At 64.9% G+C, this 21357-nt stretch carries 18 protein-coding genes; 3 read left to right on the forward strand and 15 right to left on the reverse strand.

What is annotated here, in order from left to right; all coding sequences use genetic code 11:
* Positions 1-3: 3 nt before the first annotated feature.
* The 6 genes from VGC77_RS04210 to VGC77_RS04235 form a co-directional block, all read right to left on the reverse strand.
* Complete coding sequence (locus VGC77_RS04210) at positions 4-432, reverse strand: PaaI family thioesterase (protein ID WP_331170318.1); 429 nt, start codon at positions 430-432, stop codon at positions 4-6.
* On the reverse strand, positions 429-1442 hold the full coding sequence (locus VGC77_RS04215) for a quinone oxidoreductase family protein (protein WP_331170319.1): 1014 nt from the start codon (positions 1440-1442) through the stop codon (positions 429-431). Before VGC77_RS04215 ends, VGC77_RS04210 begins: the two co-directional genes overlap by 4 nt.
* Before the next feature lie 21 nt (positions 1443-1463).
* Entirely contained in the window at positions 1464-2591 is a 1128-nt protein-coding gene (locus tag VGC77_RS04220; protein ID WP_331170320.1) for a M14 family metallopeptidase, read from the reverse strand.
* Positions 2588-3448, reverse strand: a complete 861-nt coding sequence (locus VGC77_RS04225; protein ID WP_331170321.1) for a VOC family protein — start codon at positions 3446-3448, stop codon at positions 2588-2590. The genes VGC77_RS04220 and VGC77_RS04225 overlap by 4 nt, the downstream gene beginning before the upstream one ends.
* A gap of 78 nt (positions 3449-3526) precedes the next feature.
* Complete coding sequence (locus VGC77_RS04230) at positions 3527-4246, reverse strand: aspartate/glutamate racemase family protein (RefSeq protein ID WP_331170322.1); 720 nt, start codon at positions 4244-4246, stop codon at positions 3527-3529.
* Between the two features lie 442 nt (positions 4247-4688).
* Positions 4689-4955 (reverse strand): hypothetical protein, encoded by a 267-nt coding sequence (locus VGC77_RS04235; RefSeq protein WP_331170323.1) that lies wholly within the window; start codon positions 4953-4955, stop codon positions 4689-4691.
* Between the two features lie 798 nt (positions 4956-5753).
* Between VGC77_RS04235 and pflB the strand changes: the two genes are divergently transcribed.
* Both pflB and pflA read left to right on the forward strand, forming a co-directional pair.
* A complete protein-coding gene (pflB, locus tag VGC77_RS04240) occupies positions 5754-8036 on the forward strand; it encodes a formate C-acetyltransferase (RefSeq protein ID WP_331170324.1) in 2283 nt (760 codons plus the stop codon).
* Positions 8026-8829, forward strand: coding sequence for a pyruvate formate-lyase-activating protein (gene pflA / locus VGC77_RS04245; RefSeq protein ID WP_331170325.1), 804 nt, complete (start codon positions 8026-8028; stop codon positions 8827-8829). Before pflB ends, pflA begins: the two co-directional genes overlap by 11 nt.
* 61 nt (positions 8830-8890) lie before the next feature.
* Here the strand turns inward: pflA and VGC77_RS04250 are convergent, their stop codons facing one another.
* From VGC77_RS04250 to VGC77_RS04275, 6 genes are all read right to left on the reverse strand, one after another.
* A complete protein-coding gene (locus tag VGC77_RS04250; protein ID WP_331170326.1) occupies positions 8891-9514 on the reverse strand; it encodes an isochorismatase family protein in 624 nt (207 codons plus the stop codon).
* A gap of 211 nt (positions 9515-9725) precedes the next feature.
* Positions 9726-11123: a DcaP family trimeric outer membrane transporter gene (locus VGC77_RS04255; RefSeq protein WP_331170327.1), complete on the reverse strand. Its 1398-nt coding sequence runs from the start codon at positions 11121-11123 to the stop codon at positions 9726-9728.
* Between the two features lie 424 nt (positions 11124-11547).
* Complete coding sequence (locus VGC77_RS04260; RefSeq protein ID WP_331170328.1) at positions 11548-12453, reverse strand: LysR substrate-binding domain-containing protein; 906 nt, start codon at positions 12451-12453, stop codon at positions 11548-11550.
* A gap of 90 nt (positions 12454-12543) precedes the next feature.
* Positions 12544-13626, reverse strand: a complete 1083-nt coding sequence (locus VGC77_RS04265) for an amino acid ABC transporter permease (RefSeq protein ID WP_331170329.1) — start codon at positions 13624-13626, stop codon at positions 12544-12546.
* Positions 13623-14756: an ABC transporter permease subunit gene (locus tag VGC77_RS04270; protein ID WP_331170330.1), complete on the reverse strand. Its 1134-nt coding sequence runs from the start codon at positions 14754-14756 to the stop codon at positions 13623-13625. The genes VGC77_RS04265 and VGC77_RS04270 overlap by 4 nt, the downstream gene beginning before the upstream one ends.
* 78 nt (positions 14757-14834) lie before the next feature.
* The gene (locus tag VGC77_RS04275; protein WP_414709609.1) at positions 14835-15812 is read right to left on the reverse strand and encodes an amino acid ABC transporter substrate-binding protein; all 978 of its coding nucleotides are present in this window, start codon (positions 15810-15812) and stop codon (positions 14835-14837) included.
* A 586-nt stretch (positions 15813-16398) separates the two neighbouring features.
* Between VGC77_RS04275 and VGC77_RS04280 the strand changes: the two genes are divergently transcribed.
* The gene (locus VGC77_RS04280; RefSeq protein ID WP_331170332.1) at positions 16399-16638 is read left to right on the forward strand and encodes a hypothetical protein; all 240 of its coding nucleotides are present in this window, start codon (positions 16399-16401) and stop codon (positions 16636-16638) included.
* Positions 16639-16692: 54 nt separating this feature from the next.
* Here VGC77_RS04280 and VGC77_RS04285 read toward each other — a convergent pair whose 3' ends face one another.
* From VGC77_RS04285 to VGC77_RS04295, 3 genes are read right to left on the reverse strand one after another with little or no spacing between them, the layout of a single operon-like run.
* Positions 16693-18069 carry a nitrogenase component 1 gene (locus tag VGC77_RS04285; RefSeq protein ID WP_331170333.1) on the reverse strand — a complete coding sequence of 459 codons (1377 nt, stop codon included), beginning with the start codon at positions 18067-18069 and terminating at the stop codon, positions 16693-16695.
* 11 nt (positions 18070-18080) lie between these two features.
* A complete protein-coding gene (locus VGC77_RS04290; RefSeq protein ID WP_331170334.1) occupies positions 18081-19586 on the reverse strand; it encodes a nitrogenase component 1 in 1506 nt (501 codons plus the stop codon).
* 26 nt (positions 19587-19612) lie between these two features.
* Entirely contained in the window at positions 19613-20926 is a 1314-nt protein-coding gene (locus tag VGC77_RS04295; RefSeq protein WP_331170335.1) for an O-acetylhomoserine aminocarboxypropyltransferase/cysteine synthase family protein, read from the reverse strand.
* Positions 20927-21357 lie beyond the last annotated feature (431 nt).

The raw sequence follows: 21357 nt of genomic DNA on the forward strand, positions 1-21357 counted from the left end.
ATGCTATTTCGACTCCAGCGTCGAATAGGTGCCGCGTCCGATCGCCAGCAGCGCGCCTTTGTCGTCGAACACGTCGACGTCGGCGACGCCGACGCTTTTGCCGGCGCGGCGCACCCGCGACACCGCCACCAGCGCTGTGTCGACCGCCGGCTTCAGATAATCGACCCGGAAGTTCACGGTGGGCAGCCCGCGGCCGACCATCATGCCGACGGCGAAATCGCCGACGGTGTCGATCAGCGACGCGATCACGCCGCCATGCCATTGCTTGGAACCGGGACGGCGTTCGAATTCGGCGCGCATCGGCGAGCGCATCGTCACCTCCTGCTTCACAGGATCGGCCGAGGTCACGGTCAATCCGAGAAACAGCGCGAACGGCGAAGCATCCAGCATCGCCTGAATTTCGGCCGCGGTCAGCGGCGCGGGCTTGCTCATGGCGTCACCACGACTTTGCCGAACACCGCGCGGTCTTCGATCACCCGCACCGCCTCCTTGGCGTCCTCCAGCGGATAGGATTTGTCGATCAGCACCTTCAGCTTGCCGCTCTCGACCAGATCGAACAGTTTCGGCAGATCGTCGCGCTCCCAGCCGTTGGAGCCGAGGATCTGCAGTTCGAAGGTCCAGATGAAGCGCAAGTCTTCCTGCGGCGAATAGCCGGCCGTGGCGCCGCAGGTCAAAAGCCGTCCGCCGACCTTGAGCACGCGCATCGATTTCACCCAGGTGTCGCCGCCGGTGAAATTCACCACTACGTCGACGCCGCCGCTTTCCACGAAGCGCCGGCGATGCGGCTTGCCGTGGCGTTCGAACACCGTCTTCATGAAATCGGCCTGGGTGTAGAGGATGATCTCGTCGGCGCCGAGTTCGGTCAGCCGGCGACCCTTCTCTTCGCTGCCGGCGCAGGCGATCACATAGGCGCCGGCAAGCTTGGCGAGCTGCACACAGCAGACGCCGACGCCGCCGCTGGCGCCGAGGATCAAGACCTTTTCGCCGGCCTTGATCTTGCCGATGGTGTTCATCATCCGGATCGCGGTGCCATACGCCACCGGCAACGCCGCTGCCTGCTCGAACGTCACCGCGTCGGGAATCTTCACCAATTGGTGGGCCTTGGCGCGGCAATATTCCGCAAGCCCGCCATCCTGGGTTTCGCCCATCAAGCCGCCTTCGACGCGGTTGACCGGGTCGATCAAGACGCGGTCGCCGAGCTTCCAGCCCGTGACGCCGGCGCCGAGTTCGCTGATCTCGCCGACCACATCGAGCCCGATGATCACCGGCAGCGGCACCTTGATGCCCGGCATGCCGCGCCGGGTGAATACGTCGTGATAATTGATCGAGGAGGCCTTGACCTTGACGACGACGTCGCCCTCGCCGGCTTTCGGCGTCGGATAATCCGCGACGAATTGCAATTTGTCGTTGTCACCATGTTCGTGAAGGACCACCGCTCGCATGTGCTGTTTCGCTCCGTTTTTTTAGGCTGCTGTGGCCGCGAGGGACCAGGTCGTCAGTCCCTCGATGGCCTGTTGGGTAATCGAGATCGCTTGGTCTGTGGTTTCGCCGCGCCAATGCGACGACACCGGCACGAAGCAGTCGTGCAGGTCGGCGCGCAGCAGGCGAACCTGTTCGCTGTCCGCTTCGGCCTTGAATTTCAGCCATTGATCGAGCCGCAGCGCCTGGCGGACATTGGCGCCGCGGGTGCCGAATTCGATCACCGCGCCGACCATCGGCCGGCCGCCGAGAAATTTGGTGAGGCCGTGAAACACCAGCCCCTGATAATTCGGCCGCGCCACATTGTGCGGCCGCTGCCCGACGATGCGCTCCTTGCCCCACCACCGCACGGCCTCGGCATGCAGCGCGCCGGGCTCGTCGTTGAAGCACAGAAAGAACGATTTCGCCCAGTCGCCGATGCCGGTGTGCCAATCGATGAAGCCGACGCGTTGCGCCGCGCCGAGATGATCGGCAACGATGCGCTCGAGCGTCAGATTCGACCATTCGCGCTGCGTGCCGCCGAAATTGGTGCCCTGCGGAAACTCGTATTGTCCCCTCGCCTGCGCATCGAACAGCGCGTCCGGGCCGTGCGCCGCCTGGAACGCAGCGACGGCTTCCGTGTAAGGCAATAGTGCCGCCGGGGTCCAGTCGTCCGGCACCTGATGCGGATACAGCGTCGCATAACCCGGGTTGGCGGGATAGGGCGCGTCGTGATCGATGAAATTGCGGTTCAGATCGACGTTGTTCTCGGTGGTGCGGGTACCCCAGGCGAAACCATAGGAATTCAGCGCGTGTACCAACAGCACCGAGACGCCGCGCGGCAGCGCGCGGGCGAATTTACTCTGCATCCAGCCGATCTGCGCCGCCGACCCGCTCAGCCCTTCCAGGCCATGGGTGCCGCTGATGATCACCAGCTGCGACGGGGCCCGCTTATCGCCGAGCCGCGCCACGTCGATCGACAGCGGCCCGCCGTCCGGTGCGGTCTTGGTCGGATGCTGATATTGCGACAGCTCGCACCCCAGCGCGGCGGCGGTGGCGATGAACTTGCTGCGCGCGCCGTTGTAGTCGAGCGCAAAGCTTTGCGTGAAATCGTTGATGATGGCGGAGCTCATGCGGTGAATCCCAGTGCGACGTTGGCGGCTTCGGCGTGCGACACGATGATGCCGCCGGCATAGCTCTGGTAAGCGATCCCGGCCGCATCGAACACCGACCGCGGCGTGTCGAGCGACGCCACCCTGAACACCAGCGCGACCATGCGATCGGAGCCATCCGCGCTTTGCAGCGGCGCTCCGGCGTAGCGCGCGGCGACCGCGTCAGGTTGCAGCACCAGCACGGTGGCCGCTCCGGCGCGGAACGACACCCCGCCACTGATCTGCGACAACAACCCCTCGCCAAACATCTGTTCGTAGAGCGACGCGGTGCGCGCCGGGTTCCGCGCGGCGATCACGAATTCGGCGATGCCGGTGACGCCGTTGCGGTGCTGCTGCCATTCCGGGCGCCACACCAGTTCCGGCGTATCGTGATGACAGAAGAAGGTGCGGCCATTTTCGACCTGCCCGCCGCTGACGCGAATGACCTTGAAGCGCGCGTCATGCGTGCCCTCGGCCAACGTCACCGGGCGGGCAAAACTCATCGGCGGCTGCACCGGCACGCCGCGCGCCTGCAAGGTGCAATAGGCCAGATCGGCATCGACCGATTTGAACACCAGCCCGGTCAGCCCCGGCGGATGCGCCCAGAGGTCGGCGCGCTGGGTCTCCCGCCCCGGCAGATAGCCGAGCAGTTCCAGATAATCATTGCCGAAGATCGCCAGATTGTTGCTGGAGCCGAGCGTATGGTGGCCGCGTTCGGTAAGCTGGAATCCAAGCCTTGCATATTGCGCCGCCGCTTCGTCCAGCCTGCCCATCACATTGATGACGACGTGATCGAGAACAGGCCGGATCTTGGCAATGGCGGCAACCGGATCGCTCATACTTGTCCTGCCTTAGCTGCGTTGTCGGGAGATTTGCAAGATCGTTCGTTTCACGTCTTGCTGATCACGAGGGCTGATTCATGCGGCGCGCGGCCGCGGCGCCAGCTTGGCCATCGAGAACTCGATGGCGGCGTCGGCATGCAGCAACGTTGAATCAAACACCGGCAGATCGATATGCTCCGGCCCGACCAGCAGGCAAATCTCGGTGCAGCCGAGGATCACGCAATCGGCGCCCTTGGCTTTACCCTGCGCGATCACCTCGAGATAGAGATTCCGCGATGCGTCGCTAACAATGCCCTGACACAATTCGTCGAAGATGATGTCGTGGATCACCGTCCGCCCCTCGGCATCCGGAATCACCGGATCGAGCCCGAAACGGTCGCGCAACCGCTCCACGTAAAAGTCCTGTTCCATGGTGTAGCGGGTGGCCAGCAACAGCGGCCGGCGCAACCCCTCGGCCTTCACCGCTTCGGCGGTGACGTCCGCGATATGCAGCAGCGGAATCGACACCGCCTGCTGCACCTCGTCGGCGAGTTTGTGCATGGTGTTGGTGCAGATCAACAGGCAGCCGGCGCCGCCCTGTTCCAGCACCCGGGCGATGTCGGCCAGGATCTGGCAGGCCTCGTCCCAATGACCCTGCTTCTGCAGGCTGACAATGGCGTCGAAATCGATCGACCGCATCAGAATGTCCGCCGAGTGCAATCCGCCCAGCCGGGTGCGGATCTGCTCGTTCAATCGGCGATAATACACTGCAGTGCTTTCCCAACTCATTCCGCCAATCAAGCCAATCGTCTGCATCGTCACTGTCCGTTCCACATGACATTTCTGCCTTGGCGAAACAGTAGCAGCGAGGCCGCGCAATCGGATCGCGTATCCGGGACCTTACAGGAGTAAGCCAGGGAGGAAATTGGCGTTGTTGCGGCGATCCGAGGAATAGAATTCCGCTTCTCGCCTCGCCGGCAGGCCAGATTTGCACTCGCCCGCCCTCTCGCGGCCCGCACCGGCGCGTCTGGGGGACGGGATTCGCAGCGATGCAGTCGCCCGAGCCCCGATGACGCCGGGAAGTCTCAGCGGCCACGCTACCGCGGCTGTTTCAGGTGCAAATACGTCGGACTGAACTGGCCGATCTCCGTCAGGCGCCGGCAATCTTCGATCTGCAGTTCGCCGCGGCCAAAGTTCGCCGCGCGAGATTCCCGAATTTCCTGCAAGGTGCGATTGACCGATGGACAATCCCCGGGTTTCACCCAATTGCACCAGCGTGATCGGAGCCGCGAACTTGTTTCCCTGGGGCAAGCCGGAGGCGCGAGCGCGATAGACCAGTTCGCAGAACAGGTGCCATCCGGGCCGGCATCGTTCTGGCGCTGTTGTCGGTGATCGCCTCGCGAAAGATCGCGGCATCGATCAGGGTTTCCCGCCAGAGCGCAAAGCCGATCGGCGGTCGGCGATGGAACGCGGCCCGCAGTTCGTTGTGCGGAATCGACGCGATCAGCGCCGGCCGATCGCGCATACCGCATGATCCATCTTGTCGACAAACAGCGCCTGTGAATCCGGCATATCGTCGACCATGTGAAACGACGAATACTGCCTATGGCCATTCGGCAGCAGATGATAGCGCGCGACCATTCCCGCGATGACGACGGCAGAGACATCCGGCGCGTCGCCCTGCCGGATCAGGTCCCCGTCGGCACTGCTCCGCCTCGCCAGCTTTCAACCGCCGCGTTCTACAACGGCCGGCTGTTTGCCAAGCCGTTCAGCATCGGCAGCATGCTCGTTTGCACGCGCATGTTCCTTGACATCCCGACGCGACTGCCTCACGCTCGCATCTGCGAGAACGGTCGGAATTGGGCGGATCGCAGCGTTAAAGGGACGGTTCCCGAGCCAGGTTGTGGCAAGCGAGCGTCGCCGGCGCGACGCCGATGTCGGCGTGATGGATCTTCCCGATCACTGAGGGCACAAACGGCAAGGCGGTGCGGCGTTTGACCAAGCTGATGCCGCTGCCCCGATGACGGGCAAACCCGGCGGTGATCTGTGACGCGGTGCCCGCTCGTTGCTCTCGCTGTCCTGGCCGCAGTTGCGGTGGCGAGCGACGCGGGTTTGAAGCCTGTCGCCGCGCGGCGCCAGGTTGAGAAGCGGGGCGATGCTCGCAATGGAATAGGCGATGTTCAGACGTGCCGTCCCACGTCGGAACACGGATTGTTCAGACCCGAGCGTCATTAGACACGAGCGCGCTGCGTAGACGGTTGCGAGGCATCACCCAGCACGGCGCCACGCCAACGCACGACCTTTCATCCAACGAGGTGGCATCATGAATATCCAAGTGCAGAACACCATCGAGTTCGCGGCCGCCGCAGCGATCCCGAGCGATCCATGGCGGGATTTTGCCGGTGGCCGCTGGACCCGGGACATCGAGGTTCGTGATTTCATCCAGAACAACGTCACGCCGTGGACCGGCGACGCCACGTTCCTGGCGCCGGCGACCGCGCGCACCGAGGCGCTGTGGAGCAAGCTGAAGCAACTGCTGCAGGCCGAGCGCGCCCGCGGCGGCGTGCTCGACGTCGATGCCACGGTGTTTTCCTCGATCGTGTCGCACGGCTCCGGCTACATCGACCGCGAGCTCGAGCAGATCGTCGGGCTGCAGACCGACGCGCCGCTGAAGCGCGCGATCATGCCGTTCGGCGGCTGGCGCATGGTGAAGAACGGGCTCGACGCCTATGGCTTCAAGGTCGATCCGAGCTTCGAGAAGATCTTCCCGACGCTGCGCAAGACCCACAATGACGCGGTGTTCGACGTCTATGCGCCGGACGCGGTGAAGTGTCGCAAGTCCGGCATCATCACCGGGTTGCCCGACGCCTATGGCCGCGGCCGCATCATCGGCGACTATCGCCGCGTCGCGCTGTACGGCGCGGCCCGGCTGATCGAGGACAAGAAGGAGCAGGCCGCCAGCCTCGAACTGGACAGCCTCGACGACGCCGTGCTGCGTCAGCGCGAGGAGATCGCCGAGCAGATCCGCGCGCTGAAGGAACTGGTGGTGATGGCGAAGCAATATGGCTTCGACGTCTCCAAGCCGGCGCTCAACGCCCGCGAAGCGATCCAATGGACCTACTTCGCCTATCTCGCCGCGGTGAAAGAATCCAACGGCGCCGCGATGTCGCTCGGCCGGGTGTCGAACTTCATCGACATCTATCTCGCGCGCGACATCGCCGAAGGCGTGCTCGACGAAGCCACCGCGCAGGAACTGGTCGATCACTTCGTCATGAAGCTGCGCATCGTGCGCTTCCTGCGCACGCCGGAGTACGACGCGCTGTTCTCCGGCGATCCGACCTGGGTCACCGAATCGATCGGCGGCATGGGGCTCGACGGCCGTCCGCTGGTGACGAAGTCGAGTTTCCGCTTCCTGCACACGCTGGAGACGCTGGGCCCGGCGCCGGAGCCCAACCTCACCGTGCTGTGGTCGGACAACCTGCCGCAGGGCTTCAAGGACTATTGCGCGCTGACCTCGATCCGCACCTCCTCGATCCAATACGAGAACGACGACCTGATGCGGGCCTATTGGGGCGACGATTACGGCATCGCCTGCTGCGTCTCCGCGATGCGGATCGGCAAGCAGATGCAGTTCTTCGGCGCCCGCGCCAACCTCGCCAAGACCATGCTCTACGCCATCAACGGCGGACGCGACGAACTGTCCGGCGAACAGATCGGCCCGACGCTGGCGCCGGTGACCAGCGACGTGCTCGACTACGAGGACGTCAAGGCCAAACTCGGCCCGATGATGGACTGGCTCGCCAAGGTCTATATCGGCGCGCTCAACGCCATCCACTATTGCCACGACAAATACATGTACGAGCGGATCGAGATGGCGCTGCACGACCGCGACATCCTGCGCACCATGGCCTGCGGCATCGCCGGCCTGTCGGTCGCCGCCGACAGCCTGTCGGCGATGAAGCACGCCAAGGTCAAGGTGATCCGCGACGCCCGCGGGCTCGCCACCGACTTTGCGATCGAAGGCGAGTATCCGGCGTTCGGCAACAATGACGACCGCGTCGACGAGATCGCGATCTGGCTGGTGAAAGAGTTCATGGAGCGGCTGCGCAAGCAGAAGACCTATCGCAACTCGGTCGCCACCATGTCGGTGCTCACCATCACTTCCAACGTGGTGTACGGCAAGAAGACCGGCAACACCCCCGACGGCCGCAAGGCCGGCGAGCCGTTCGCGCCGGGCGCCAACCCGATGCACCGCCGCGACATCAAGGGCGCGGTGGCCTCGATGGCTTCGGTCGCGAAGCTGCCCTACGCGCATTCGCAGGACGGCATCTCCTACACCTTCACCATCGTGCCCTCGGCGCTCGGCGCCGACGAAGCCGACCGCGTCAACAACCTGACCGGCCTGCTCGACGGTTACTTCGCGCAAGGCGGCCACCACATCAACGTCAACGTGTTCGATCGCGAGACCCTGCTGCACGCGATGGACCACCCGGAGCTCTATCCGCAGCTCACCATCCGGGTCTCCGGCTATGCGGTGAACTTCACCAAGCTGACGCGCGAGCAGCAGCTCGACGTCATCTCCCGGACCTTCCATAGTGTACACTGACCAGGCCAACGCCGGTTACGCTACCGCGGCGCGCAAACCTTCGGGGTTGCGCGCCGTCCGCCCGGCCATCAACGGCTGGGTGCATTCCACCGAGATCGGCGGCGCCGTCGACGGTCCTGGCATTCGCTACGTGCTGTTCCTGGCGGGCTGCCTGCTGCGCTGCCAATACTGCCACAACCCCGATTCCTGGCACATGCACCACGGCAAGCCGACCAACTCGCGCGAGGTGCTGCGCGACATCGCGACCTATACCAAGTTTCTGATGCACGCCCATGGCGGGGTGACGCTGAGCGGCGGCGAGCCCTTGGTGCAGCCGGACTTCACCCACGCCATCCTGCGCGGCTGCAAGGAGATGGGGCTGCACACCGCGCTCGACACCGCGGGTTTCCTCGGCGCCCATGCCGACGACTATCTGTTGGCCGACGTCGATCTGGTGCTGCTCGACATCAAGGCGTTCTCCGAGACGACCTACCAAAACCTCACCGGGGTCGCGCTTGAGCCGACGCTGGTGTTCGCCCGCCGCCTCGCGGCGATGCAGAAGCCGGTGTGGCTGCGCTACGTCCTGGTACCCGGCCTCACCGACAAGTTCGACGAGATCGAAGGCCTGGCCGGCTTCGTGCGCGACCTCGGCAATGTCGAGCGCGTCGACGTGCTGCCGTTCCACAACATGGGCGCGTTCAAATGGGCCGACGTCGGCGTGCCGTATCGGCTCGCCGACACCGAAGCACCATCGCCCGAGCTCATCGAACGCACCCGCGACGTGTTCCGCAGCCACGGCTTGGTCGCGCCATAGCCGCGCCTTGATCGGCAACGACCGCTCGCGCATTCGCCCAAATGATCGGCCGCGGAGCCGCTCACCCCACAGCCAACTGGTCGGTCTTGCGCACCACGATCGCGAAGCGGTCCGCCAACGCCGCGAGAGTGGCGCGATGCACCTCGCCGGCAGCCACAACGCCGCCGGAAAGCGGATCCGGCAGATCGCGGCTGGCGCAGGCCTCGGCCACCACCGTGCTGCGGTAGCCGAGATCGAGCGCGGCCCGCGTCGTCGCGCTGACGCACAGATGCGTCATGAAGCCGGCGATGATCAATTGCTTGCGCCCGCTGCGGGCGATCGCCGCCTGCAAATCGGTTTGGGCGAAGGAGTTGGGCAGCGGCTTGGCGATCACCGTCTCGCCGGCAAGCGGCGCCAGTGGCGCAGCGATGGCCACATACGGGCCGTCTGGATCGAACAGCCGCCCACCGGGCCGGCCATGATGCACGACATGAAAGACCGGCGCCCCCGCCGCGCGCGCCGCCGCCAGCAAGCGCTGCGCTTCGACCAAAGCCGATGCACCGTCTGGCAGTTTCAGCGAGCCCGTGAGGTATTCGGCCTGGTAGTCGATCAGCACCAAGGCCGCCTCGGCGAAGCTCGCCGGCTGGGTCGGCGCGCCGGCAAATCCCAAAAGGGTCGAGGGGCGCCTGTCGATGGCATCGCTCATCTGTCTTGATTCTTTCAGTGGTTGGTTTGCGGGAACGATAAGCGGAAAGCTGCGCCAAACCAATCTCGGACTTCACACGCCGGTCGGCCACGGCGCGCCCGCCGCCATCGCAGGCGCCGCCCATGGCATCGGCGCAAGTGCCGATGACCGGCGGCACGGAGCCGCCGGTCATCGCTGTTGTAACAATTAGCCGCGGGTTGCGGCGCGGCGCTCAAAAGTTGACGATCGCCGAGGTCTGGATGCGGTGCGCCCAGCCGTCCGGACCGGTCGCCCCCGTCGTCGGATCGAACGCATCCTTCTTGATGTGCCCAAAGACGTATTCGACGCCGACCGTGGTGTTCGCGATCGGGTTGAACAACACGTTGGCATGCACCGAATCGATACTGCGAATCGAATGGAGCTGGTCGCGCGGCAGCTCGTTGTCGTATCCGGTGTGGCCATAGGCCACCGTCGAACGGACCCAGTCGTTCCAATAGTGCTTGTAACTGGCGGTGACGCCGAAGGCCGGCGTGGCCCGCAGCGACCCGTCGAGATTGACGGAGGCGCCTTGGTAATTGTCGTCGGCCCCGTTGTTGAAGTAGCGACCGATGCCCTCACCGACGATGCCCTGGAACGACAGCCGATCCTTGCCGATGGTGTTGAAGCCGATCGCGCCCAACACGCCCCAGCCAAAGGTCGAGGACGAGTCGGTAATGCCGTAGATATTCGTCGGCCCGCCGCTATCGATGGTGATCTCACGGGCGAGGCCGGCGACGGCGACGTGACCCCAGGACGGATCGGCCTTCCACCGCACCACCCCTTCCGGCGCAAAATTGCTCCCGATCGAATCCGGCCAGACGGCGCTGGTGTACTCGGCGTCGCTCGATGGATTCTCGAACGCCAAGCTGAGGGCGCCCGGCCCCAGCGCGGTGGTGTAGCGCAGCAGCGCCTGGCGGGCGATCGGGAAGCCGGACGGACCGTTGAATTCCAAGGTTTCCGGCACCGTCTCCAGATCCGCGAAGGTGGTCCAGGCCTGACCGGCGAGCCACGGGCCGACTTCGAGAAACGCCTGGCGCAGCCGGAAGCCGTAGCTGTTGGATTGCTCGGCGTTGCCGCCGGTGCCGTAGAAATCGCCTTCGATGAATGTCTTCAGCTCGCCCAGTTCGGTCGGCGTCAGGGTGGCGATGTTGAAGCGGCTTTCGCGGGCGGTCGCGCCGAAATTCGGATTGCGCTTCGACGCCGCCGTGCCCTCGAGCGGGATGTCGCCGAAGGTGGCGGCGGTGCCGTTGAAGCTGCCCTTGACGTCATAGACGCCGTCGACCTTCACATAACCGCCGATCTTGATCAGCGTATTGCTGCCGGGGATCTGCAGATATCCGGGATGCGCGGCGGCGAAGGGCGACTTCACGGCCAGCGCGGGCGCCGCAACCGGCGCCGCGGCGACCACGGTCTGCCGCTCCGCCTGCTTGCGCTCCAGCGCCTGCTGACGCTTTTGCACGGCCTCGAGCGCCGCCTTCAACGCTCTCACTTCCGATTTCAGATCGGTGGCCTCATCGGCGGCGGCAGGCCCCGCACCAAGGCCAAGGCCCATCGCCGCTGCGCACACGCCGGCAAGTAGTCGTGTCGTCATTCGCATAATCAACGTCCCCCGTTTCGATGGCGATCTACTCGCCCTGTGTTGCGCGGCCCGCCGACGCATTTCGCGCTGCTGCAAACCAGCTCCGCTGTTGCTGATTGTGAAATGTCGGTGATGCGCGACAAGCCGTGGCAAAACTATGTTGGGACGGCTTCAGCCGGACAATGACGTAATATCGAACTGATCGGTCGATCTGATGCAGCAATACGGTCGACTCATGACCGCGAACGCATCGCAGCTTGATGGCGTAGCAGAATCTTCGATGAAACAGTTTCGCGCAAAGCGCGTAACCGCGGCCACGTCGCCGGAGGCGCAACGTTTCCAACGCCGTCACGCCCGACCGACGAGACCGTCCCGCACATCCTGCGATTTGATAGGCAACGTGCGGGTGTGGCCGAAACCACGCAACGCTCAAGTTTTAAGCCTGCGGCGGCGCCGAGCTGCAAACATCGTGCAGCCACTCGCGTACCACGACGATGTCGGGATCGCGCCAGCGCGACGATGTCGTCAGGACGTAGTACCCCCAAAGTCGCACGTTGGAGGACATCGGCTCGATCAATTCGCCGGCTGCGAGATCTTCGGACACCAGCGCGTCGTTGGAGAGCGCGACGCCCTGCCCCAGCCGCGCGGCCTGGATGGTCAATTGAGCATTCCACAGCCGCATCCCGCACAGCGGCCGATCGAACGCGCCGGGATGCACGGCGCCGAACCAGCGCTCCCATTGCTTGGTGGTGTCTTCGTGCAGCAATGGCATCCGCGCCAGCGATTCGGCGGTGGTGGTTTGCGGATAGCACGCCAGAAGGTCCGGGCTCGCGACCGGAAACACCCGCGGGCGGAGCAGTAATTCGGCGGCCAAGCGCGGATCCGAGGTCATGTGATTGAGCGAGGTCACTTCGACGTCGGCCTCGCCGGCAGCGAGGTCGGGACGCAGATTGGTCGGGCACAGCACGATCTCGCGGCCGGGCAGCTTGGCCCTGAGTTCGGGCAGCCATGGCATCAGCTTGCGATCGGCCAACCCCGGCCGGCACCAGATCTTCAGGGTGCGTTCCGCCGGCGCGCCGGCGAGGTTACTGGTTGCCTGCGCGATCAGGTCGAACGACCGCGCGATCTCGTCTTGAAACCGGATCCCCTCGCTGGTCAGTTCGATGCCGCGGCCGCGCGCCCGCACCAGCTTGACGCGCAATTGCTGCTGCAACGTCTGCAGATGATGCGAGACCACGGAATGGCTCACCGACAATTCTTCGGCGGCGGCACGAATGCTGCCGGTGCGCCCCACGGCCTCAAACGCCCGCAACGGGATCAATGGCGGCAGACGGCGACTCATCGGCTGCCCGCATCGCGGCAATGAGCGCCGGCGCGGTGTCGCGCGCGGCAGGGCTGCGTCAATGACTCGTCGATCAACGGCATCGGCGGCTCACCGCTTAGCTTTGCCAAAGCGGCGCTCGAGCCACAGGCTGTAGCGCGACAGGCTGAAGCAGAACACGAAATAGATCGCCGCCACAAAGGCAAAGGCCTCGTTGTAGTAACCAAGCCAGTTCGGATCGTTGGCCGCGGCCCGGGCGGTATTGAGCAGGTCGAACATTCCGATGATGACGACGAGCGTGGTTTCCTGGAACATGCCGGTCGCCAGATTCACCATCGGCGGGATCACCGCGCGCAACGCTTGCGGCAGCACCACCAGCAGGGTCGCCTGTCGATGCGACAGTCCAAGCGACAGCGCCGCCTCGTATTGACCGCGGGGCACCGCCTGCAGGCCGGCGCGGATGATTTCGGCCAGATAGGCCGCGACGAAAATCGTCAGCGCGGCGCCGGCGCGGACGAATTTATCGAGGCTGGCGCCGACCGGCAGCATCAGCGGAAACAGCAGCGTCGCCATGTAAAGCAGCGAAATCAGCGGCACGCCGCGCACGATCTCGATGAAGGCGGTGGCGAGCCAACGTACGCCGCCCTGGTCAGAGCGTCGCCACAGCGCCAGACCGATCGCCAGCGGGAACGCGCCGGCGAAGGCGCCGACCGACAGAACCAGGGTCACCGGCAAGCCGCCCCATTGATCGGTCGCCACCATCGGCCCGGGGACGCCGATCAGCAGCATTGCGGCGGCGACCAGGCCCGCCAGTCCCGCATAGACCAGCCCACGCCCCCAGAACCGCGGAATACAGGCCGCCACCAGCAGCCCGATCAGCAGCAGGCAGGCCGACGCCGGCCGCCACTGCCGATCGACCGGATAGGTGCCGAACAGGATGAAGCGCCATTTTTCGCCGAGGAACGCCCAGCAGGCACCGCCGCTGGACGCGCAGCCGGCGGCATCGGCGTTGAACGTCGCGTCAAGGATCGCCCAGCGCAGCAACGGGATGCCGAGCCAGCCGACGACCAGGAGATAGGTCAGCGTGATCGCGATGTTGGCCGGCGAATCCAAGAGCCCACGACGCCACGGCGGCACCGTCACGCCGCGCCGCGGCATGCGCCGGGGTTCGGAATTGAGACTTGTCACCGTCACGAGCGACCCGCCTCACGCGCCGCCAGGCGGCGGTTGTACCAGTTCATCGCCACAGAGACGCCGAGACTGAGCGACAGATAGACCAGCATCATGATGGCGATCGTCTCCAGCGCCTGGCCGGTGGTGTTGGCCGTGGTGTTGAGCACGCTGACCAGATCAGGAAAGCCGATCGCTACCGCCAGGCTGGAATTTTTGGTCAGGCTGAGATAGTTCGAGGTCATCACCGGGACGATGACGCGCAGCGCCTGCGGCACCACGATCAGCCGCAGCACGTGCCAGCGCCGCAGTCCGCAGGCCTGACCCGCCTCCCATTGGCCGGTCGGCACCGAGAGAATTCCGGCGCGCACCGTCTCGGCGACGCCGGCCGCGGAATTCACCACCAGGCCGATCAGCAACGCGGCGAATTCCGGCGACAGCGTCAGCCCGCCGGCGATATTGAAACCTTGCAGCCGCGGCCAGTCCAGCGCGGTCTCTACGCCGAGCAGCCGCGCTGCCGCCAGCGGCACGACGACGGCCGACAGCAGCGCCGCGGCGAGCACGGCGGCGGACAGCGGCGCGCCGGCCAGCCGACGACGTCGCGCCACCCAACCCGTCAGCAGCAGCAGCGCGAGGATGCTCAACGCGATCCATTCCGAGCCTTGCTGCAACGCCGGCGCGAACACCCCGCGGTTGCTCAGCAGCACGCCGGGCACCGGCTCGAAGGCCTGGCGCGGCCCCGGCAGCATGTGCACCGTGATGTTCCAGAAGAACAATTGCAGCAGCAGCGGGGTGTTGCGCACCACGTCGATGTAGCCGCGCACCAGCCCCGACAACAGCCGGTTGCTCGACAGCCGGGCCACGCCCAGCGCAACGCCGAGCATGGTGGCAAGAACGCTGCCCACCGCCGCCACTTTCACCGTATTGAGCAGCCCGACCAGGATGGCGCGGCCGTAGCTGTCGCCGGCCGCATAGTTAATCGGCGACTCGCCGATTTCGAAATTCGCCGCGTGCGAAAGGAAGGCAAATCCCGGCGTGATGCCGACGCGCTGCATGTTGCCGGACAGATTATCGCCGAGATAGGCGAACATCACCCCGACGCCGAGGAGCACGCCGAGCTGCGCCAACGGCCGTTCGCCCCACCATGCTGCCATGACGTGACGAAGGCCGAACCCGGTTGGGTTCGGCCTCGCCGCGCTGAAAGAAAGTCGGCTATCCGTCATCGGTCCAACTCAGCGGAATGGCGGCGAGTACAGCAGACCGCCTTTGGTCCAGAGCTGGTTGTAGCCGCGCTCGAAGCCGAGCTTGGTGGCCTTACCGACATGACGCTCATAGATCTCGCCGTAATTGCCGACCGCCTTGACGATGTTGTAGGCGAATTTCGGGTCGAGCCCGATCGACTCGCCGAGCGATTTGTCGATCCCGAGGAAGCGCTTGATCTCCGGATCGTCGCTTTCCAGCAGGCTGTCGACATTGGCCTTGGTGATGCCGAGTTCTTCAGCCTGGATGGTGGCGTAGACCGTCCAGTTGACAATCTCGAGCCAGCGGTCGTCGCCGGAGCGGATGGCGGGCGCCAGCGGCTCCTTGGACAGCCGCTCCGGCAGCAGCACGTAGTCGTCCGGCTTCGACAGCTGTACGCGGGTGATGGCGAGGTCAGTGGCGTCCTGGGTCAAGGCGTCGACCCGGCCGGATTCCAGCGCGGTGCGAAGTTCCTTGGTCTCCTCGATCACCACCGGCTTGAAGGTCTTTTTGTTCTTGCGGAAGAAGTCGGCGATGTTGAGCTCGCCGGTGGTGCCGCTTTGAATGCCGATGGTGGCGCCGTTCAGATCGGCGCCCTTGCTGACGCCCAGCGACTTCTTCACCAGCAGTCCCTGACCGTCGTAAAACACCACCGGGCCGAAATGGAAGCCGAGTTTGAACGACCGGGTGATGGTCTGCGTGACGCCCGAGAGCAGGATGTCGAATTCGCCGGCCTGCAGCGCCGGCAATCGCTGCTGCGGCGACGACGAGGTGAACTCCACCTTGTCCGGATCATTGAACACGGTGACCGCCAGCGCGCGACCGAAATCGACGAAGAAGCCTTGCCATTTGCCGTTGCTGTCCGGCGCAAAGAAGCCGGGCGAGGTTCCCACCCCGACCTTGATCTTGCCGCGGGCATTGATGGCGTCGAGCGTCGGACCGGCATCGGCCGCACTGACCACACCGAGCATTGCGACGGCGATCGCCGTCGCCTGAACCAACTTGCCGGCATGCCGGCGCAACAATTGTCTCATCAAGTCACTCCTTTACCGTGGATCGCCCGATGCCGGCGCGTCCGGCAAGGCGAAAGGGATCTGATCGGGATGGGACTGCGCGTCCCCGTTCATCGAACGACGTGCATCGCGTCGTTTCATCAACTAAGCGTGATTTGTCGGGCCATTCTTGTCAATGAAATGGCGGTCTTCGTACCATCCAAAGATTCGCGCACCTCGATACTAATCGTCCATGTCACAGCGCGGTTACGCGATATTTCAACTCGGCGCAATTGCGCCCACCGCGTTCGACGCTAATTGCGACTTTGTACCAAGCACGTTCGGTCAAGATTGCGCGCCGCGTGGCTTCAAAGGCGCGTGGTGACCTTCGCGATCCCCGCTCGCCCTGCAAGCCAATCCAACCCGCCCATTCGACGTCTTGAGCTGCCCTCCACCCAGCGAGGTGGGGCCGCGGCCGAAATCACCGTGGGCCGGCGTTGGCAGGGAACTTTTTTCATCGCAGCCGATTGTCAGGGAATTATTTCGTGGCAACAGGAGCAGATTCATGATGACGCGTTTTGCGATTGCAGCGGCTGTCGGCACGATGCTTGCGGCGGCGCCCGCCCAGGCCACGGTCGGCATCGGCTGGGGACCGGAAGACCATGGCGTGCGCACCGTAGTGGTGGACGGCCGGGTTTTGAGCCTCCCCCGTGATCATTGGAGCCGCCACGAACCGCTGCTGGTCCGAACCGGCGGCTACGGCCGGGACGATCGGCGTTACCGGCACCCCCTCCTCGATCGCTGATCGCATTCCATTGACCGTGGACCGTGCCGCTCGCCCCCGTGCGAGCGGCGCGCGTCAGCCGACGGTGCTGGCGCGGACCACGGTGGTGTAGGTGCGCTCGATCAGCGCCAGCGCCCCGCGATAACCGACATAGGCCCGCGACAGCACGACTTCGTCGGTGCACGGATAGCCGATCTCGACCAACGAGGCGCCGAGCTGGTCGGCCAGCGCCGCCTCCCAGGTCGAGCCGAACACGATCGGCAACTCGCCGCTGAAGTCGCTCTGCCGGATCAACTGGTGGATCGCATGGCCGTCCTGCTCGAACGCCACCTCGGCGCCGGCGCCGTCCGCCAAAGCGCGGTAGCGTGCCTGAATTGCCTCGCGATGTTCCGGCGGCGGATTTTCGCTGATCACCATCGGCCCGGGATTGAGCCCAAGCTGCTCGATCAAAAAGCTCGCCAGCGCCAGATTGTAGGCGCTCTCGCTGACAACGACGGCCTGCGACGGCAGCCGATATTGGCTGGTGCAGCCAGCGTAGAACGCGGTGAAATCCCGCAGATAGATGTAATGCTCCTTCTCCTCGGCCGCGATGAAGGCTTCGGCGCGGCCGCGGTCGAGACCGGCGAAGTCAACCACCTGGCGCAGAAACGCGCTGGTCGCCCTGGCCCCGATCGGAATCGTCGGCACGTGCAGAAAAGGTTGACCGTAAGTCTGTTCGAGATGCGCCGCGGTGGCGAGCCCGAGCCAGGGCGACAGCACCAGATTGAACTGCGCGCGCGGAATCGCCCGCCACTCCTCCACGCCGCCAGACGCCGGGCCGAACAGGATGTTCACTGTAAGCCCGATGCCCTGCAGAATCCGTTTGATCTCCGACAGGTCGCCGCGCCAGAACGGGTTCTGGTATGGCAACAACGACCACACATTGACCAAGCCGTTTTGCTTCGGCGCATCGCTTGCGCCGACAAACTGGTCGATAATGGCGCGGGCGATGATCTCATGTCCCGAAAAATTATTGCCGCGATAGCCGGTGGTTTCGGCGAACACCATCGGCACGCCGCGCTTCCGATAGCGGCTCACCACGCTGGCCACGTCGTCGCCGACCAGACCCGGAATGCAGCCGGACTGCACGACGTAGAGATCGGCAGTCATGACTTTCAGCGTCGAGCGGATCAGTTCGTCAAGCCGGTCGGCGCCGCCGAAGATCACCTCCTGATTGCCGAGATTGGTCGAGGGGACGTGGAATTCACCGCCTTGATAGCCGTTGATGCCGGATAGCGCGTGAAATTGTTTGGTGGCGCAGCCCGGGCCGCAATGGGTGATCGGCACCGCGCCGGGGATCGCGATCACGCTGGCCAGCGCGCCGAGGCTGCAGCCGTAGCGCACCTGCTCGATCGCGCCCGGCGAACTGCAGAATTCGCCCGAGGCGTCGAGGTCTTTGGTCGGAGATAACATCGAAGAACTCTCTAGGCCGGCTCGGCGCTGAGTGCATAGGGGTTGGTCTCGGCCAGCCAGGACGGCTGATACGGGAATGTGGAATGCGCCGCGATATCGTCGTAGAACCGCTTGCGCGGCAGCACCCGCAGGATGGCGCGGCCGATCGTCAAGAGCCCGTCATAGCCGAGGCCGTCATTGGAATAGAAGATCGGCAGCACCGGGATGCCCATCCGTCCGGCCAGCACCGCCATGGTGCCGGAATGCCGGCAGATCACGAAATCCGGCTTGGCACGCAGCAAGGCGGCGTGGGCCTGGAAATGCTGATCGGGGCTGACGGTGTAGTTCGGCACGTCGCCCCAGGTCTCGACCAGATGGCCGAGCGAATCCTGCTGCGGGTCGCCACTGTCGGTCGCCGGATCGTGGTGGAACGAGAACGCGCCGTCGACCACGACGCCGAGTTCGCGCAGATCGGCCAACAAGCCGTGCGCAAAGGCAGCGCCCGCGGCAACGAAGCCGCGCTTGCCGGCGAGCGCCTTGCGCAACCGCGCCAGTTCCGGGGCGATCCGCGCGCGTTCGCTTGCGATGATCGCCTCGACGCGATCCTCGCGGCCAGTGAGTTTTGCGATGTCGCGCAGCCAATCGTCGGTGGCGTCAAGGCCATAGGGCAGCGGCGCCTTGACCTCGGGCACGCCGAATTCCTGTTCCAGTCCGGTCGCGAGATAAGACAGCACGAAGCACATCGTCACGGTGGCCGCGGCCTCGGAGCATTGCGCCAGCACCTCCAGCGTATTGCCGCCCATCACCAGATTGACCCGCAAGCCCAATGGCGCGAGCAACGGCGTGAACACGTCCGGGCCGCCGAGATGGATGACGTTGATCAGGTCCGCCTGCCTCTGCGGCGCGTGCGGCACCAGCCGGCGCAGAATGCCGTGCTCGATCACGTCCCAGCCGCTCGACCAGTGTTTCGACTTGAAGCCCTCGCAATGCAGCGTGACCACCGGAATGCCGATCTCGTCCTCGACGCGCTTGGCGGCGCCGTCGACGTCGTCGCCGATGATGCCGGTGGCGCAGGAGGTCGCGACGAAGATCACCCGGGGATGATGCCGCGCGAAAGCGTCGCGAATCGTTTGTTCCAGCCGCTCGACGCCGCCGAACACCATGTCCTGCTCGCCGAGATTGCTGCAGATCGATTTCGGGTCTTCTAGTTTCCAGCCGCGCCGCGCCGCCAGATCGCGGTAATAGCGCGCGGTGAAGGATTGGCTCGCGGCGCAGCCGATCGGCGCGTGCTGCACCACCACCGACTGCTGGATGATGGTGGCGTTGGTGACGGCGATATGCTCGGCGCACATCGAGGCCTGCGCGAACGGGCTGGATTGCTCGCACAATCGCCGCCCGCCCTTCTCGCAGCCTTTCGAGCAGCCATAGGTGAAGGCGGAGTCGCGCGCCAATTGCCGCGCGCTGCCTTCCCATTGGGTGATGGTGCCGAGCCGCTGGTCGCGGGTTTCGACCTGGGGCAGTCTGAGATTGAGCGCCATGCTGTCCTCTGGCGTTGGTCCTTGAGTTAGGCCTGATCGAGCGCCTGCGCGATGTCGGCGATGATGTCGTCGACGCCCTCGATGCCGACCGAAATCCGCACATAGCCGGGGGTGACGCCGGAGGCGAGTTGTTCGCTCGGCGCCAGTTGCGCATGCGTGGTCGACGAAGGATGGATCGCCAGACTATGCGCATCGCCGATATTGGCGACGTGGAATAATAGCTTCAATGCGTTGATGAAGCGCCGGCCGGCGGTGAACCCGTCCGGCAATTCGAAGCCGACCAGCGCGCCGTAGCCGCCTTGCAGATAGGTGTCGGCGCGCCGGCGCGCCTCGCCGCTCTGCAGACCGGGATAGATCACGGTTTCCACCTTGGGATGCTTGGACAGATAGTCCGCAACCTTTGCGGCGTTGGCGGTCTGCTGCCGGATCCGCAGCGGCAACGTCTCCAACCCTTGGATCAACTGAAACGCATTCTGCGGCGAAATCGCCGGCCCGAGGTCGCGCAGCACGCCAGCGCGCGCGGCGAAGGCGTAGGCGACCGGACCGAACGGCCGGGCGATGTCGACCCAGTTGCGGCCGTTATAGGACGGGTCCGGCCCGGTGATCAGTTTGTGCCGGTCGGCGAACTCCTCCCAGGGAAACAACCCGCTGTCGATGATCACGCCACCGATGGTGGTGCCGTGGCCGCCGATATATTTGGTCGCCGAATGCACCACGATCGCCGCGCCATGATCGATCGGCCGCGCCAGCAAGGGCGCCGCGGTGTTGTCGATGATCAGCGGAATGCCGAAGCCGCGGCCGATCTCGGCCACCTCGCGGATCGGGAACACGTTGAGTTTCGGGTTCGGCAGGGTTTCGCCGAAATACAGCCGCGTGCGGTCGTCGGTAGCGGCGCGGAACGCTTCCGGATCGGCCGGATCGACGAAGCGCGCCTCGATGCCGAACTGCTTCAGCCGGTTGGCGAAGAAATTCCAGGTGCCGCCATAGAGATCGGTGCCGGTGACGATGTTGTCGCCGGCCTGCACCAGCGTCAGCACCGAGAGCGCGGTGGCGGCCTGCCCTGAGGCCAGCGCCAGCGCCGCTGCGCCGCCCTCGATCGCCGCCAGCCGTTCTTCCAGCACGTGCGAGGTCGGGTTGCCGATCCGCGAATAGACGAAGCCGAACTCTTCGAAATTCACCAGCCGGTCGGCGCGTTCGGTGCTCTGCAGGTCGAACGAGGTGGATTGATAGATCGGCACCGTGGTGGCGCCGGTGGCCGGGTCGGCGCGGAACGAGCCGCCGTGCAAAGCGAGCGTATCGATATTGCTGGTCTGAAGCGGCTGATGCGTTTGCAGCGACATAAAACGTCCTCTCGATCCGGGGGGCAGCGAATTGCGCTCGGGGACCGACGCCGCAAGCTGCGAATGTCGTCCAGGCGAATGCTGCAACGCTAGATAGGCCGACCGGGAATATCAATCGCGACGCATAGAAGGAAACTTCAATGTCGTCGCGATTAGGAAAAGGAGTTTGTCAATCGCGGGGTGTCGAGAGAGACGCATCGGTAGCTGGTAGCAATGTACTACAACGGCGCACGCCGGCTGCGACGCTCAGCTTCCCGCCGGACGTCGTGGCGTCGCCAAGCCGCGGGGAAAATTGCACCTCGATGCTGCGCTCGTCCGACATGAATCGCGCGCCGGCTTTGGCCGCGGCAGGGAAAGCATCGCTATTTTTCCCGGCGGCTCGACAGCCTCAAAACCCGACGGCATCATTCCGCACGTCGTTCATGGCATCG

The sequence above is a fragment of the Rhodopseudomonas sp. genome, assembly GCF_036404135.1.
Lineage (GTDB): Bacteria > Pseudomonadota > Alphaproteobacteria > Rhizobiales > Xanthobacteraceae > Rhodopseudomonas_A.

Bases quoted from the DNA above. Each gene is read 5' to 3' on its own strand.
- VGC77_RS04210 (WP_331170318.1), bottom strand. From the start codon at position 432: ATGAGCAAGCCCGCGCCGCTGACCGCGGCCGAAATTCAGGCGATGCTG.
- VGC77_RS04215 (WP_331170319.1), bottom strand. From the start codon at position 1,442: ATGCGAGCGGTGGTCCTTCACGAACATGGTGACAACGACAAATTGCAA.
- VGC77_RS04220 (WP_331170320.1), bottom strand. From the start codon at position 2,591: ATGAGCTCCGCCATCATCAACGATTTCACGCAAAGCTTTGCGCTCGAC.
- VGC77_RS04225 (WP_331170321.1), bottom strand. From the start codon at position 3,448: ATGAGCGATCCGGTTGCCGCCATTGCCAAGATCCGGCCTGTTCTCGAT.
- VGC77_RS04230 (WP_331170322.1), bottom strand. From the start codon at position 4,246: ATGCAGACGATTGGCTTGATTGGCGGAATGAGTTGGGAAAGCACTGCA.
- VGC77_RS04235 (WP_331170323.1), bottom strand. From the start codon at position 4,955: ATGCGCGATCGGCCGGCGCTGATCGCGTCGATTCCGCACAACGAACTG.
- pflB (WP_331170324.1), top strand. From the start codon at position 5,754: ATGAATATCCAAGTGCAGAACACCATCGAGTTCGCGGCCGCCGCAGCG.
- VGC77_RS04250 (WP_331170326.1), bottom strand. From the start codon at position 9,514: ATGAGCGATGCCATCGACAGGCGCCCCTCGACCCTTTTGGGATTTGCC.
- VGC77_RS04255 (WP_331170327.1), bottom strand. From the start codon at position 11,123: ATGACGACACGACTACTTGCCGGCGTGTGCGCAGCGGCGATGGGCCTT.
- VGC77_RS04260 (WP_331170328.1), bottom strand. From the start codon at position 12,453: ATGAGTCGCCGTCTGCCGCCATTGATCCCGTTGCGGGCGTTTGAGGCC.
- VGC77_RS04270 (WP_331170330.1), bottom strand. From the start codon at position 14,756: ATGGCAGCATGGTGGGGCGAACGGCCGTTGGCGCAGCTCGGCGTGCTC.
- VGC77_RS04275 (WP_414709609.1), bottom strand. From the start codon at position 15,812: ATGCTCGGTGTGGTCAGTGCGGCCGATGCCGGTCCGACGCTCGACGCC.
- VGC77_RS04280 (WP_331170332.1), top strand. From the start codon at position 16,399: ATGATGACGCGTTTTGCGATTGCAGCGGCTGTCGGCACGATGCTTGCG.
- VGC77_RS04285 (WP_331170333.1), bottom strand. From the start codon at position 18,069: ATGTTATCTCCGACCAAAGACCTCGACGCCTCGGGCGAATTCTGCAGT.
- VGC77_RS04290 (WP_331170334.1), bottom strand. From the start codon at position 19,586: ATGGCGCTCAATCTCAGACTGCCCCAGGTCGAAACCCGCGACCAGCGG.
- VGC77_RS04295 (WP_331170335.1), bottom strand. From the start codon at position 20,926: ATGTCGCTGCAAACGCATCAGCCGCTTCAGACCAGCAATATCGATACG.